Origin of the sequence: Burkholderia perseverans (genome assembly GCF_022870505.1) — a bacterium.
GTDB classification, from domain to species: Bacteria; Pseudomonadota; Gammaproteobacteria; order Burkholderiales; family Burkholderiaceae; genus Burkholderia; species Burkholderia plantarii.
Map to the genome: position 1 here is coordinate 2,709,302 of NZ_CP045094.1, position 14,130 is coordinate 2,723,431.

The window sequence follows — 14,130 nt, forward strand, 5'->3', positions numbered from 1 at the left end:
GGCCGGCGCGTTTTTGAGTATGATTTTCGTATCGCCATCCGGAGTTTCACCATGCCTCCCGTCGACGCCGCCGTGCCGTCCGCCCACGCCCTCCCCGCCGTCGAATCGCCCGTCAGCCTGCCGTGGGTCCGCGACCTCGTCGCGATGGACACCACCAGCCGCGTGCCGAACCTGGGTCTCATCGAGACCGTGCGCGACGCGCTCGCCGCGCGCGGCATCGAATCGACGCTGACGCACGACAAGCGCGACGGCTGGGCCAACCTGTTCGCGACGATTCCCGCGCACGACGGCGCCACCGACGGCGGCGTGGTGCTGTCGGGGCACACCGACGTGGTGCCGGTGGACGGCCAGCAGTGGGACAGCGACCCGTTCACGCCCACCATCCGCGACGGCCGGCTCTACGGGCGCGGCACCTGCGACATGAAGGGTTTCATCGGCGCGGCGCTCGCGCTGGTGCCGGAGATGCAGGCGGCGAAGCTGGCCCGGCCGATCCATCTCGCGCTGTCCTACGACGAGGAAATCGGCTGCGCGGGCGCGCCGCTGATGCTGGCCGAGCTGAAGCGCCGCGGCCTGCAGCCGGGCGGCTGCATCGTGGGCGAGCCCACCAGCATGCGCCCGATCATCGCGCACAAGGGCATCAATACCTATCGCTGCTGCGTGCGCGGCCACGCCGCCCATTCGTCGCTGACGCCGAAGGGGCTCAACGCGATCGAGTACGCGGCGCGGCTGATCTGCCACATCCGCGACATCGCCGACGAGTTCCGCGCCAACGGGCCGTTCGACGAGCTCTACGACGTGCCGTTCACGACCGCGCAGACGAGCCTGATCGAAGGCGGCAACGCGATCAACACGGTGCCGGCCGAGTGCCGCTTCTCGTTCGAATTCCGCAACCTGCCGACGCTCGATCCCGACACGATCTTCGCGCGCATCGACGCCTACGCGCGCGACACGCTGCTGCCGAAGATGCGCCGCGAGCATCCGGACGCGGCCATCGAGATCTCGAAGATCGCCGCCGCGCCGGGCCTCGACGCCGACGAGCAGGCCGCGATCACCGAACTGGTGCGCGCGCTGACGGCCGACCGCTCGCAGCGCAAGGTCGCCTACGGCACCGAGGCGGGGCTGTTCGCGAACGCCGGCATTCCGAGCGTGGTCTGCGGGCCGGGCGACATCGAGCAGGCGCACAAGGCCAACGAGTACGTCGAGCTAGCGCAGCTCGACGCCTGCGAGCACTTCCTGCGCAAGTTCATCTACAGCATGACGCTCGCCTGACACCCGCCGGGGGCGGTCCGCCTGCGCGGCGCGCCCCGGCTCTCCGCCATGTCGACCCTCTCCCCGCCCCCCGTTCATTCGTCCATCAACGGCGAGCCGATCCCCACGCTCGACGACATCGCCGCCGAGCACTTCGCGCTCACGCCCTGGGTCTCGCGCACGCCGGTGTTCGAGCGCGCCGGGTTGCCCTCGCTCGACGCCACCCACGTCAACCTGAAGTTCGAGCTGCTGCAGGCGAGTGGCAGCTTCAAGGTGCGCAGCGCGTTCGCGAACCTGCTCGCGCTCGGCGAGCCGCAGCGGCGCTGCGGCGTGACCTGCGTGTCGTCGGGCAATCACGCGGCGGCGCTCGCCTACGCGGCGATGCGGCTCGGCATCGGCGCGAAAGTGGTGCTGCTCGACACGGCCGACGCCGCGCCGCTCGCGCTGTGCCGGCAGTACGGCGCCGAAGTCGTGATGGCGGCCGGGCAGGCCGATGCGTTCGAACGGGTGCGGCGCATCGAGATCGAGGAAGGCCGGCAGTTCGTGCATGCGTTCAACGGCTATCGCACGATCCTCGGCACCGCCACGCTCGGCTACGAATGGGCCACCCAGGCGCCCGACCTCGACGCCGTGATCGTGCCGGTCGGCGGCGGCGGGCTGGCCGCCGGCATCGCGACGGCGCTGCGGCTCGCGAGCCCGCGGATCCGCGTGTACGGCGTCGAGCCCGAGGGCGCCGACGTGATGAGCCGCAGCTTCGCGGCGAACCGGCCGGTCGAGTTGCGCTCGGCGCACACCATCGCCGGCGCGCTGGCCGCCACCCACGCCGAGGAATACGGCTACGAGCTGTGCCGGCGGCACGTCGAGCGCCTCGTCTGCGTCGACGACGACGCGCTACGCGTGGCGATGCGCTATCTGCACACCACCCTGAAGGTGGCCGTCGAGCCCGCCTGCGCGGCGCCGATGGCGGCGCTGCTCGGCCCGCTGCGCGAGACGCTGCAGGGCCGGCGGGTGGGCGTGCTGCTGCCGGGCTCGAACCTCGATCCGGCCGCGTTCGCGGCGCACCTCGCCACGCCCGCTGGCGCGCACCGCGCGAGCTGAACCCGCGGCACGCGTGCGGCACGCCCGCGACGATATCCCCAGATTGTGTTGAAGAGCCTGTGGACAAGCACCTGACAAGCCATCCAAATGCTTGATTGCACGGGCTTTCGCGGCGGCGCCTCGAATCGGGCAGCGACCCGCCGCGATCGTTTGCGAAGCCGGCCGCAAGCCCGCTGCTGCCCACGCCGCGCCCCACGTCGAAAAGCCGTGCCCACTCAAGGGTTTGCGGCGCATTCCCCGAGCTTATCAACAAGCCTTTCAACATAAACTGTGGACAACTCGCGCGTCGCGCGACCGTCTGGATAGGAGACGGCGGCGGCCCCGGGTTCGCACCGAATGCGTACCGCATACGCCGGGATCGTCGCTCCCGGCGCCGCCGCCATTTGCCGTGCCGCGGCCGGTGCGATTCGCCACCAAGCCTTCGTCGAAGAAAGGAGTCACGCGATGCCCGCCACACCGATCCAGCCCCCGCTGCCATCATCCCGCTCACCGCGCCGGCCACGGCGCCCTGCCGTGCCGCTACGCGGCGCCCTCGCCGGCCTCGGCGCGGCCCTCTGGCTGGCCGGCTGCGCGCCGCTGCCGGCCACGCAACCCGCCGCCGCGCCGCCGGCCTGCACGGGTGCCGGCAGCCAGCCCGCCGAGCAGGCCGACCTGCTGTTCGGCCGCGATATCGAGGGCCACGGCACGGTGACCGACGCCGAACGCCAGGCCTTCGTCGCCGAGGTCGTCACGCCGCGCTTCCCCGACGGCCTGACGCTGTGGGACACGCAGGGCCAATGGCGCGACCGCGACACCGGCGCGGTCGTGCGCGAGGCCTCGTTCGTGATTCGCCTCGTCGCGCCGCCGACGCCGGCCACGCGGCGCGCGATCGACGAGATCCGCACCGCCTGGCAGCAGCGCTTCCATCAGCAGGCGGTCGGGCTGCTCGTCACGCGCGTCTGCGCCTCGTTCTGAGGCCGCCAAGGCCGGCGCCACAAAGAAAAACGGCGCGGCGAAATTCGCCGCGCCGTCGTCGCGCATCGGGTTGCCCGCCCGCACGGATCAGGGCTTGTCGAACATGTCCATGATCTGCTGCTTCTCCTGCGGCGTCACGGGCGGCGGCGTCAGGCCCGCCGCGCCGGCCGAGCCGAGTGCGTCGTTGGCGTTGATCGGGTTCGCCGCGTCGCCCATGTCGACGTTCGCGATGAAGCCGTTGCCCGGCGTGTGATCGGCGAAGTACAGCTCGCCGTCGATCGTGGTCAGGCCGTCGGGCATCGCCATCGGCTGATCGGGCACGCCGCGCAGCGCCGTGCGCATGTAGTTGATCCAGATCGGCAGGCCGAGCTGCGCGCCGAACTCGCGGCTGCCGAGGCTCTTCGGCTGGTCGAAGCCCATCCAGGCCACCGCCACCAGCGACTGCTGGTAGCCGGCGAACCAGCCGTCCTTCGCGTCGTTGGTGGTACCGGTCTTGCCCTGCAGGTCCGAGCGGCCCAGCACGTTCGAGCCGGCGCCGGTGCCGGCGGTGGCCACCGTGTGCAGCAGGCTGTTCATCACGTAGGCGTTGCGCGCCTCGACGGTGCGCTGCGCGTTGCTGCCCGCGATCGCCGGCTGCGCCTTCTGCAGCGGCTGGCCGTGCGCGTCGTCGACTTCCGCGATCAGGTACGGATCGACACGATAGCCGCCGTTGGCGAACACCGAATACGCGCCCGCCAGCTGCAGCGGCGTGACGAGCCCGGCGCCGAGCGCCATCGGCAGGTACGGCGGCGTCTTGGCCGGATCGAAGCCGAAGCGCTGGGTCACGTAATCCTGCGCGTACTTGGTGCCGATCGAGGCGAGGATCCGGATCGACACGAGGTTCTTCGACTTGCGCAGCGCGTCGCGCATCGTCATCGGACCTTCCGGCTGGTCGTCGTCCTTCGGCTCCCAGGCGGTGCCGCCCGGCGTGCTCGGCGGGAAGTACAGCGGCGCGTCGTTGATGATGGTGGCCGGCCCGAGGCCCTTCTCGAGCGAGGCCGAATAGATGAACGGCTTGAAGCTCGAACCGGGCTGGCGCCACGCCTGCGTGACGTGGTTGAACTTGCTCTGGTTGAAGTCGAAGCCGCCGATCAGCGAACGGATCGCGCCGTCCTGCGGCGTGAGCGCGACCAGCGCGCCCTGCACCTGCGGCAGCTGGCTGATCTGCCAGCTGTCGCGCGTGTCCTTGATCACGCGCACGATCGAGCCGGGCTTGATGCGCAGCGCGTCGGACGCGCGCGGGCTCAGCGCGGCCGCCACGAAGCGCAGGTTGGCCGCGCCGATCTTCGCGGTCGCGCCGCCCACGAACTGCACGTCCACGGCCGCGGGCGTCGCGCCCACCACCACCGCCGACTGCAGGTCGCCGTTGTCGGGGTGATCGGCGAGCGCGTCATCGATCGCCTCGTCGCGCGCATCGCCGGCGGCCGGCAGCGCGATGAAGCCTTCCGGCCCGCGGTAGCCGTGGCGGCGCTCGTAGTCGAGAATCCCGCGCCGCACCGCCTGGTAGGCCGCTTCCTGGTCCGCCGAGTTGATCGTGGTGGTCACGCTCAGGCCGCGCGTGTAGGTCTCGTCCTTGTACTGCGCGTACATCATCTGCCGCACCATCTCGGCGATGTACTCCGCATGCACGGCGTACTGGTTGCCCGGCGTGCGCGTATGGATCTCTTCCTTCACGGCCGCGTCGTACTGCGGCTGCGTGATGTAGCCGAGCTCGAACATGCGCCTCAGGATGTATTCCTGGCGCACCTTGGCGCGCTTCGGATTGACCACCGGGTTATAGGCCGACGGCGCCTTCGGCAGGCCCGCGAGCATGGCCGCCTCGGCCAGCGTGATGTCCTTCAGGTCCTTGCCGAAGTACACGCGCGCGGCGGCCGCGAAGCCGTAGGCGCGCTGCCCCAGATAGATCTGGTTCATGTACAGCTCGAGAATCTGGTCCTTCGTCAGCGCGCGCTCGATCTTGTAGGCGAGCAGCATTTCGTAGATCTTGCGCGTGTAGGTCTTCTCGCTCGACAGGAAGAAGTTGCGCGCGACCTGCATCGTGATCGTGCTCGCGCCCTGCCGCGCGCCGCCGTGCATCAGGTCGGCCACGCCGGCGCGCAGGATGCCGACGAAGTCGACGCCGCCGTGTTCGTAGAAGCGGTAGTCCTCGATCGCGAGCACCGCCTTCTTCATCACGTCGGGAATGTCCTGGAAGCGCACCAGGCTGCGGCGCTCCTCGCCGAACTCGCCGATCAGCACGTGATCGGCCGTGTAGACGCGCAGCGGCACCTTCGGCTGGTAGTTCGTCAGCGCGTCGAGCGACGGCAGCTGCGGCGCCATCACCACCAGCGCGTAGCCGACGATCAGCGCGCCGACCACGCCGGCCACCGCGATCAGGCCGGCGAACCACAGCGCGATGCGCGCGCCGATCGAGCGCCGGCCGCCGCGGTCGCGGTCGTCGTCGCGATCGCGGCGATGATCGTCACCGCCGTGGCGGTCGGATTCGTCCGCGTAGAACGCACCGGAAGGCGAGCGGCGTAACTTGTAGTTGGGTTCGGAGTCGGACGGGCGTTTGATGATCGGCATGTCGGAATGGCGGGCGCGGCGGCGACACCGTGGGCGCGCGTGGCGCGCGTGTGCGTGTGGACGTTACGTGTTAGGGCTTGACGCGATGCGCATGGAGCGTAGCACATCGCCGGATCACGGCACGCGGTGATCCGTTCCCGCGACGCGACAGCGCATTTTAATGAAATCGTCCGGCCGCCCGCGCGATTTTTTGTAAAAATTTCCGCTGCCTGCCCCAGCGCGGGGCACGCGCGGCGGGCACGCGCGGCGCCGTCCAGGCGCATCGCCGGCGCACCATCGTCACGCGCGCCGACTATCATCGAGAGCGCAGACGGCGCGCGCGGCCACGCAGGCTTTCAACGCGGAAAGCTTTGTATCGGTCTGTTTTCGCCCCTGGAAATCCGCGCGCGGCGCCCGCATGTCCGGATCGCGCGAACCGCGTGCGAAAGCCGCCTGCGAAGCGGTTCGCCAACCGCACGCGCGAGCGCCGCCGGAACCCGCCGCCGCCCCTGTTTAAGCGGCGTTTAAGCGATCCGGTGGTGTAATATCCGCCGGCATCACGGGCGCGCCGCGCCGTGCCACCGAGGTGGTCGCCGATCACCTCGACATTCATCCATGGAGGGTTTCATGTCGCTTTTCGACTCTATCTCGCGCACGCTCAAAGGCCTGCTGAACGACGCGGCCGATTCGGTGCAGGACCCGTCGCGCGACGCACGGCAGATCGTGCGGGAGCTCGACGACAGCATTGCCAGGGCCGAGAACTCGCTGATCGAGATCGAGGCCCAGGTCGCGACCCAGCGCAGCAAGCGCGACGCCGCCGCCGACAAGGCGAAGAAGTACGAGGACGGCGCCAAGCGCGCGCTGCAGTCGGGCGACGAGTCGCTCGCGCGCGAGGCGCTGACCGCGCAATCGAACGCCGAGGTCGAGCGCGACGCGCTCGCCCACGAACTCGACGCGCTCGAGCCGTCGGTCGACAAGCTGAAGGCGCAGATCGCCGACATGCGCCAGCGCCGCAACGACCTGAACACGCGCTCGAACATCCTGCAGGCCAAGCAGGAAATCGCGCAGGCCAAGGACGTCGCGGCCACCGCGCTGGGCGGCATCGGCGGCAAGGATCTGTCGGCCGATTTCCAGAAGCTCGAGGACAAGGTCGCGCTGTCGAACGCGCGCTCGGACGCACGCCTGAACTCGGCCGACACGAACAGCGGCAAGGCGCTCGACGACAAGCTCGCGGCGCTGAACCGCGGCCCGTCGGTCGACGATCGCCTCGAGGCGCTGAAGAAGCAACTGAACACGCCGGCGCAGTAAGTAATCCATGCACCGGCACCGCGCGGCGGGCATGCCGCATCCGGCCCGCCGCGCGGCACCGTCGAAGGAGGCAGGCTCGCCGCCTGAATACTGATGAACAAATTCGTTGCCGCCGCCGCCATCTCGCTGCTCGCCGTCTCGGCGAGCGTGTTCGCGGCCGTGCCGTCGCTGGCGCAGGTCGAACAGTCGGTCAACCAGCACAACTGGCAACGCGCCGACGCGCAGCTCTCGCAGGTCATCGAGGCGCATCCGGACAGCGCGCGCGCGCATTACCTGTACGGCCAGGTGCTCGATCGCGAGGGCCGTTCGGCCGACGCGCTCGCGCAGATCGAACGCGCGAAGTCGCTCGATCCGTCGATCCATTTCACCAACCCGTCCGCGTTCGCGCAGACCGAATCGCGCGTGCGCGCCGACGCGAACCGCGCCGGCGAACGCCGCTCGGCCACCGCCGGCGGCGCGCTGCAGCCCACCGCCCAGCCGCAGGCCTCGACGCAGTCGGCCACGCCGTTCGCGCCGGCCACGCCGGCCCGCCACGGCCCGTCGATCGGCATGTGGATCGGCCTCCTGCTGCTGGTGGTGGTGATCGCGCTGGTGCTGCGCTGGACGCTTCGCCGCGCGCGCTCGGGCGAGGACAAGCAGGCCGACGACGAACGCCGCGCGCAACTGAAACGCGCCACCGAACTGTTGAACGAAGTGCGTCCGCTCAAGCTCGACGCGCGGCTGTCGACGGCGCCCGGCGCCGCCGCGCTGACGAGCGACATCGAGGGCGTGGAAACCGACGCGCGCACGCTCGTCGAGACGCTGTCGACCGGCAAGAACCCGGTGCCGCCGTACCAGCTCGAGGATCTCGAACACCGCTTCGCGAGCCTGAAGGCGCGCGTCGAGGGCCGCCCCGATCCGAACGCCGCCCCGGCCGCGCCGGCGGCCGGCACGGGATCGGTGTTTGCTCAGGAGGCCGATCGATTGACGGGCGCGCAGACCCAGCCGCCGTACCCGTCCCAGTACCCGCAACAGCAGCCGCCGTATCCGCCTTACCCGCCCTATCCGCAGCAACAGCCCCCCGTGATCGTGCAGCAGGGCGGCGGCTTCGGCAGCGGCATGGGCGGCCTGCTCACCGGCGTGCTGCTCGGCGAGGCGATGTCGGGCGGCCGCGAGCGCGTGGTCGAGCGCGACGTGATCGTCGACGACCAACGGCACCGCCAGCCTGACGACTTCGGCCGCAACGACGGCAACGGCAGCGGGAACGATGCTGGCTTCGACTTCGGTCAGGGCGACAGCTGGGACAGCGGCGGCAACGACGGCGGCGTCGACATGGGCAGCAGCGACGACGACTGGAACAACAGCTGAACGCCCGGGCCGGCCTGCCGGCCCGCTCCGCCGAAGCGGCGCCCGGGCGGCGCGGCGGCTTCGGACCTCATGCGAAACGGGCCGGCAACGGCCCGTTTTTCATGGCGCACCGTCCGGCGCCGAGTTTGTTAGCATCTGCTGGACGAACTATGAGTGTCCGATCGCCTTCGCTATCATGTGCGCGATCAATCGTGCGGGCCGGCCTGCCGCACATTCCCTTTCCCTTCCCTGGAGAAACCTGCTTATGAGCATCATGAAGGAATTCAAGGAGTTCGCCGTCAAGGGCAACGTGATGGATCTGGCCGTCGGTGTGATCATCGGCGGCGCGTTTTCGAAGATCGTCGATTCCATCGTCAAGGACCTCATCATGCCGGTGATCGGCGTGATCACCGGGGGCCTCGATTTCTCGAACAAGTTCATCCAGCTCGGGCCGATCCCCGCGACCTTCAAGGGCAATCCCGACTCGTACAAGGATCTGCAGGCCGCGGGCGTCGCCCTGTTCGGCTACGGTTCGTTCATCACCGTGCTGATCAACTTCATCATCCTCGCGTTCATCATCTTTCTGATGGTGCGTTTCATCAACCGGCTGCGCCGTCCGGTCGAAACCGCACCGGCCGCGCCGGCCGAACCGCCGCCGCCGCCCGAGGACGTGATGCTGCTGCGCGAGATCCGCGATTCGCTGAAGAACCGCGGCTGAGCAACCCCGCCGCGATCGGACCGGCCCCCCACGCGCCGGTCCCGAGCCCGCCTCGCGCGGGCTTTTTTGCGGGCGTTTTTTGTGCGGCGCGATCGATCGGACCACGGCTCGCCCACGGGAAAACACTCATCCCCGCGCCCCCAAAAACACGGCTTTTTTATGAATCGGGCCTGCACGCGCCGCGTGCGCCGGTCTATCATGAAAAAGCAACGACATTACACAAGGCGCATCAGCGCAGACATGACGATCGTGGACATTCACGCGTCCGGCCCTCCGCGGCGTGGCCGGATACTCAGTGAAGACGGCATTTTCGTATGCTATAAAAGATCGACATGCGGGCGCGCTAGCCGGTTTGGGGGTGGGTCGCATGACAAAGCCACAAATCTTGCAATCGTTTTTGACGCGAGTGTTTATGTCCTTTCCGAAAAAACGCCGACGCGCGCCATCGGACGGCCAGGAATCGTTCCTCGCCGTGCTGCGCCACGCGAAGCCCTTCGCCCAGCTCGATACCAAGATCGCGCGGGCCCGCGCGCAGGACGAGCCGGTGCTGTACGCGCACGTGCTGCCCGGGCTGGACGTGCTGCTCTGCACCGTGCGCGGCGCGCATCCGCCGTATCCGGCGATCGCCGACCTGCGCAAGCGCTGCATCGAATCGATCACCAACGCGCTCGAACAGCCGCTTGAAGGGCTCGAGAACGGCGGCTACTGGTACGAGGCGAACGGTTTCGGCTTCCTCGTGTTCGCGAGCCGCGCGCGGGCGCGAATCCTGCCCGAGTTCGGCGGCGCGAGTGCCGGCGAGCGCAGCGCGGGCCGGCAGAACGCCGGCGATACCACGCCGCGATCGCTGTGAGCCGGACGGGTTGAACGGACCGCGAACGGCGGTCCTTCCACCCGCGCGTTCGACCCACCTCGTATCGCCGCGCCATGCCGGCTGCATCGATGTTCGTCGGTGTCGTCGTCGATGGCGCCGGTGCCGACAGGCTTGCCGACCGGCATCGATATCGCGCACCGCCCACCGGTTGCGCGGCGTCGCGGGCGACGAGCGCCGGCCGCCGGCGTCGCCCCGTTCAGGCGCGCTCGTTGCTGCTTCCGCGCCGCGCGACCTCCCGCCTCCATCCGGCGCGACATCCGATTGAACTTGTCCCCCCGCGCGTGGATCACTCCTTGACGGGCTGCGCGCCGACAGCATGCCGGCCGCCGCATCGTTCCATCCATCGTTCCGGAGGCATCATGAGTGACCACGTCTACAAGCAGATCGAACTGACCGGCTCGTCGCAGGCATCGAGCGACGATGCGGTCCGCGTCGCCATCGCGAAGGCAGCGAAGACGCTGCATAACCTGGAGTGGTTCGAGGTCATCGAGACACGTGGCCATATCGAGGGCGGCAAGGTCGCCCACTGGCAGGTGACGCTGAAGGTCGGCCTGCGCCTCGACGACTGATCCCCGGCGGTTTCCACCGCCGCGAACGCCACGCCTCGCGCCGCGAGGCGTGTCTCCCCTCTCTGCCTCCTGCCGCCCTCGCCGCGCTTCGGATCGCTCCCGGAACCGCTGCCCGACTGTGGTTTACGCCGCCTTGACGGTCATTTCTGTCCATATTAAAAACAATATACTCAGCCGATTCCGATATCAGCCGAGACATATATAACCTGGAGAGAAAATGAGTCAACAACGCGAGGCGATCGACACTTACCTGCTGCGCGTCCTGCATACGCTGCTGATGGAACGCAGCGTGACGCGCGCGGCGGTCAAGCTGAATCAGTCGCAGCCCGCGATCAGCGCCGCGCTGCGGCGCCTGCGCGACATCACCGGCGATCCGCTGCTGGTGCGCGGCAAGTCGGGCATGGTGCCCACCGAATACGGGCTGCGCCTGCTCGAACCGGTGCAGAACGCCTTGCGCGAAATCGAGCGCATCAAGTTCCAGCAGCACAACTTCGATCCCGCCACCTCGATCCGCTGCTACCGGATCGGCTGCCCCGACTACCTGAACGTGCTGTTCGTGCCCACCGTGGTGGAACGCTTCCGGCAGGCGGCGCCGAACGCGACGCTCGAATTCCATTCGCTCGGCCCGGCCTTCGACTACGAGCTCGCGCTCGAGGACGGCAAGCTCGACATCGTGGTCGGCAACTGGCCCGAGCCGCCCGAGCAGCTGCATCTGTCGAACCTGTTCGTCGACAAGATCGTCTGCCTGATGAGCAACACGCATCCGTTCGCCAAGCGCGGCGGCCTCACGCTCGACCAGTACCTGAACGCCCCGCACCTCGCGCCCACGCCGTATTCGGTCGGCCAGCGCGGCGCGATCGACGTGCATCTGGCGCGCGAGCGGCTCAAGCGCCACGTGGTGGTGACGCTGCCGTACTTCAATCTCGCGCCCTACGTGCTGGTGAAGTCGGACCTGATCTTCACCACCACGCGGCTGTTCGCCGACCACTACGCGAAGTTCCTGCCGCTGTCGGTGGTGCCGGCGCCGCTCGACTTCCCGCCGATGCAGTACTACCAGCTCTGGCACGAACGCAGCCATTACTCGGACGAGGTGCGCTGGCTGCGCAGCCTGGTGGCCGAGGCCACCCGCACGCTGATCAACGCCTGAGCCCTGAGCCCGCCACGGCGGGCTCTGCATCTTCAGCACCTTCAGCGCGACGCTTCGACAAGCTCGCGCGCGAGCGCATTGTGGCGCTCGACGAGCGGCCCGGTGTCGAGGCTCGCGAGCCGCCCTTCCCGCACCACCACGCGCCCGTTCACGACGCTCCACGCCACCTGCGACGGCGCGCAGAACACCAGCGCCGCGACCGGATCGTGCAGCGCGCCGGCGAAGCCGGGCTGGGCCAGATCGAACGCGATGAAATCGGCGGCCATCCCCGGCGTGAGCGCGCCGATGTCGTCGCGGTTCAGCACCCGCGCGCCGCCCAGCGTCGCGATCTCGAGCGCCTCGCGCGCCGTCATCGCGTCGGGCCCGAAGCCGACCCGCTGCAACAGCAGCGCCTGGCGCGCCTCGGCGACCATCTGCGCGCCGTCGTTGGAGGCCGATCCGTCCACGCCGAGCCCCACCGGCACGCCCGCGAGCCGCATGCGCCGGACCGGCGCGATCCCCGAGGCGAGCCGCATGTTCGAGCACGGGCAATGCGCGACGCCGGTGCCGGTCCGCGCGAACAGCGCGATGCCGGCCTCGTCGAGCTGCACGCAGTGCGCATGCCAGACGTCGGGGCCGACCCAGCCGAGATCCTCGGCGTACTGCGCCGGCGTCATGCCGAAGCGCTCGCGGCTGTAGGCCACGTCGCGCGCGTTCTCGGCCAGATGCGTGTGCAGCGAGACGCCGTGGGCGCGCGCGAGCCGCGCCGAGTCGCGCATCAGCTCGCGGCTCACCGAGAACGGCGAACACGGCGCGACCGCCACCCGCAGCATCGCGTAGCGTCCGGCGTCGTGGTAGGTCTCGATCAGGCGCTGCGTGTCGGCGAGGATCGCGGCCTCGCGCTCGACCAGCGCATCGGGCGGCAGGCCGCCGTCGCGCTGCCCCACGCTCATGCTGCCGCGGCTCGCGTGGAAGCGCATGCCGATCCGGCGCGCGGCCTCGATGCTGTGATCGAGCCGCACGCCGTTCGGATAGAGGTAGAGATGGTCGCTCGAGGTGGTGCAGCCCGACAGCAGCAGCTCGGCCATCGCGGTCAGCGTCGACACCTCGATCATCTCGGGCGTCAGGTGCCGCCAGATCCGGTACAGGCCGGTGAGCCAGTCGAACAGCTCGGCGTTCTGCGCGGCCGGAACCGCGCGCGTCAGGCTCTGGTACATGTGGTGATGCGTGTTGACGAGGCCCGGCAGCAGCAGATGGCCGCGCAGGTCGAGGATCTCGTCGGCCGTGTCGGGCAGCGTGTCGCTCGGGCCGACCGCGACGATCCGGTTGTCCTCGATGTAGAGGCCCGCGTCGCGCAGCTCGCGGCGCTGCGCGTCCATCGTGACCAGCACCTCGGCGTGGCGCACCAGCAGCGTGCGGCCGCGCGCGGCCGGGTCGGTCGGGAGGGAAAAGACGGATGCGGCTTGGCGCAGGTTTGATTCGTCAGGCATGGCGGTTCGTGCTCCGTTCGGTGATGCCGCGTAGCTGAGCAGCGGCGAGCGTGGCGTTCGAACCGTGAGGCGGCGCATCAACCGTGCCGCCGCGTCCGTTCGAACGCCCTGGCCCGGTTACCCGGCGTCCCCGCCGTCTTCGGGGTCCGCGGCGCGGCTAAAGCCGTGCGCGAACCGGCCGAGCATCGCGCAGCCGCGGCCGGCTGGCAAGCGTGCCCGCCGCATGCTCGCCTTCACACCGGCAATATGGTCGGATACGTTGTCCGGGATGCCTTGGACAAAAATCCGCGCCGCCGCTCATGCATGCGGGCTTATCTTCGCTATCGCGCGGCGGATCGCGCCGCAAGCTTTCTTAGAATGGCGGCTCGGCGCTCGCTTCGATCCGCCGACGGGTATGTAGCCACAGCCGTGGAGCCTCGATCCGCCGCCGCAACACCGGATCGAGGCGCCGTGATTCTTCGCATTCACACAAGGACACAAGCGAATGGGAAAGCTGACTACCCACGTACTCGACACCGCCCACGGCCGGCCGGGTGCCGGCATCCGGATCGAACTCCATGCCATCGACGGCGAGGCACGCCGCTTGCTGAAGCAGGCGACGACCAACGACGACGGCCGCTGTGACGCGCCGCTGCTCGAAGGCGACGCGCTCGCGGCCGGCGAATACGAACTCGTCTTCCACGCCGGCGACTATTTCTCCGCGCTTGGCGTCGCGCTGCCCGAGCCGCGTTTCGTCGATCGCGTCGTGCTGCGCTTCGGCGTGGCCGACGCGGGCTCGCACTACCACGTGCCGCTGCTGGTCTCGCCGTGGTCGTACAGCACCTATCGCGGCAGCTGAC

General features: G+C 69.3%; 13 protein-coding genes. 10 read left to right on the forward strand and 3 right to left on the reverse strand.

Going from position 1 to position 14,130, the window contains the following annotated elements:
- Positions 1-51 precede the first annotated feature (51 nt).
- The 3 genes from argE (at position 52) to BpN12_RS26550 (ending at position 3,300) form a co-directional block, all read left to right on the forward strand.
- Entirely contained in the window at positions 52-1,269 is a 1,218-nt protein-coding gene (gene argE / locus BpN12_RS26540) for an acetylornithine deacetylase (protein ID WP_246795181.1), read from the forward strand.
- A gap of 48 nt (positions 1,270-1,317) precedes the next feature.
- Positions 1,318-2,346: a pyridoxal-phosphate dependent enzyme gene (locus BpN12_RS26545; protein ID WP_246795182.1), complete on the forward strand. Its 1,029-nt coding sequence runs from the start codon at positions 1,318-1,320 to the stop codon at positions 2,344-2,346.
- Between the two features lie 513 nt (positions 2,347-2,859).
- Complete coding sequence (locus tag BpN12_RS26550) at positions 2,860-3,300, forward strand: DUF3574 domain-containing protein (protein ID WP_246795183.1); 441 nt, start codon at positions 2,860-2,862, stop codon at positions 3,298-3,300.
- A gap of 87 nt (positions 3,301-3,387) precedes the next feature.
- Here BpN12_RS26550 and BpN12_RS26555 read toward each other — a convergent pair whose 3' ends face one another.
- The gene (locus tag BpN12_RS26555) at positions 3,388-5,904 is read right to left on the reverse strand and encodes a penicillin-binding protein 1A (RefSeq protein WP_246795184.1); all 2,517 of its coding nucleotides are present in this window, start codon (positions 5,902-5,904) and stop codon (positions 3,388-3,390) included.
- Positions 5,905-6,199: 295 nt separating this feature from the next.
- The gene (locus tag BpN12_RS26560) at positions 6,200-6,496 is read right to left on the reverse strand and encodes a hypothetical protein (RefSeq protein ID WP_246795185.1); all 297 of its coding nucleotides are present in this window, start codon (positions 6,494-6,496) and stop codon (positions 6,200-6,202) included.
- 14 nt (positions 6,497-6,510) lie between these two features.
- On the opposite strand from BpN12_RS26560, the gene BpN12_RS26565 reads away from it, so the two are divergent.
- The 6 genes from BpN12_RS26565 (at position 6,511) to BpN12_RS26590 (ending at position 11,822) form a co-directional block, all read left to right on the forward strand.
- Positions 6,511-7,191: a PspA/IM30 family protein gene (locus BpN12_RS26565; RefSeq protein WP_246795186.1), complete on the forward strand. Its 681-nt coding sequence runs from the start codon at positions 6,511-6,513 to the stop codon at positions 7,189-7,191.
- Between the two features lie 93 nt (positions 7,192-7,284).
- The gene (locus tag BpN12_RS26570; protein ID WP_246795187.1) at positions 7,285-8,538 is read left to right on the forward strand and encodes a tetratricopeptide repeat protein; all 1,254 of its coding nucleotides are present in this window, start codon (positions 7,285-7,287) and stop codon (positions 8,536-8,538) included.
- Positions 8,539-8,782: 244 nt separating this feature from the next.
- The gene (gene mscL, locus BpN12_RS26575) at positions 8,783-9,235 is read left to right on the forward strand and encodes a large conductance mechanosensitive channel protein MscL (protein WP_198252717.1); all 453 of its coding nucleotides are present in this window, start codon (positions 8,783-8,785) and stop codon (positions 9,233-9,235) included.
- 412 nt (positions 9,236-9,647) lie between these two features.
- On the forward strand, positions 9,648-10,085 hold the full coding sequence (locus BpN12_RS26580; RefSeq protein WP_246795188.1) for a hypothetical protein: 438 nt from the start codon (positions 9,648-9,650) through the stop codon (positions 10,083-10,085).
- 380 nt (positions 10,086-10,465) lie between these two features.
- Positions 10,466-10,675 carry a dodecin gene (locus tag BpN12_RS26585; protein WP_246795189.1) on the forward strand — a complete coding sequence of 70 codons (210 nt, stop codon included), beginning with the start codon at positions 10,466-10,468 and terminating at the stop codon, positions 10,673-10,675.
- A gap of 217 nt (positions 10,676-10,892) precedes the next feature.
- A complete protein-coding gene (locus BpN12_RS26590) occupies positions 10,893-11,822 on the forward strand; it encodes a LysR substrate-binding domain-containing protein (RefSeq protein ID WP_198251844.1) in 930 nt (309 codons plus the stop codon).
- A 41-nt stretch (positions 11,823-11,863) separates the two neighbouring features.
- Here the strand turns inward: BpN12_RS26590 and BpN12_RS26595 are convergent, their stop codons facing one another.
- Entirely contained in the window at positions 11,864-13,291 is a 1,428-nt protein-coding gene (locus BpN12_RS26595; RefSeq protein ID WP_246795190.1) for an 8-oxoguanine deaminase, read from the reverse strand.
- A 484-nt stretch (positions 13,292-13,775) separates the two neighbouring features.
- On the opposite strand from BpN12_RS26595, the gene uraH reads away from it, so the two are divergent.
- A complete protein-coding gene (uraH, locus tag BpN12_RS26600; RefSeq protein WP_042625306.1) occupies positions 13,776-14,129 on the forward strand; it encodes a hydroxyisourate hydrolase in 354 nt (117 codons plus the stop codon).
- Position 14,130: the final 1 nt, after the last annotated feature.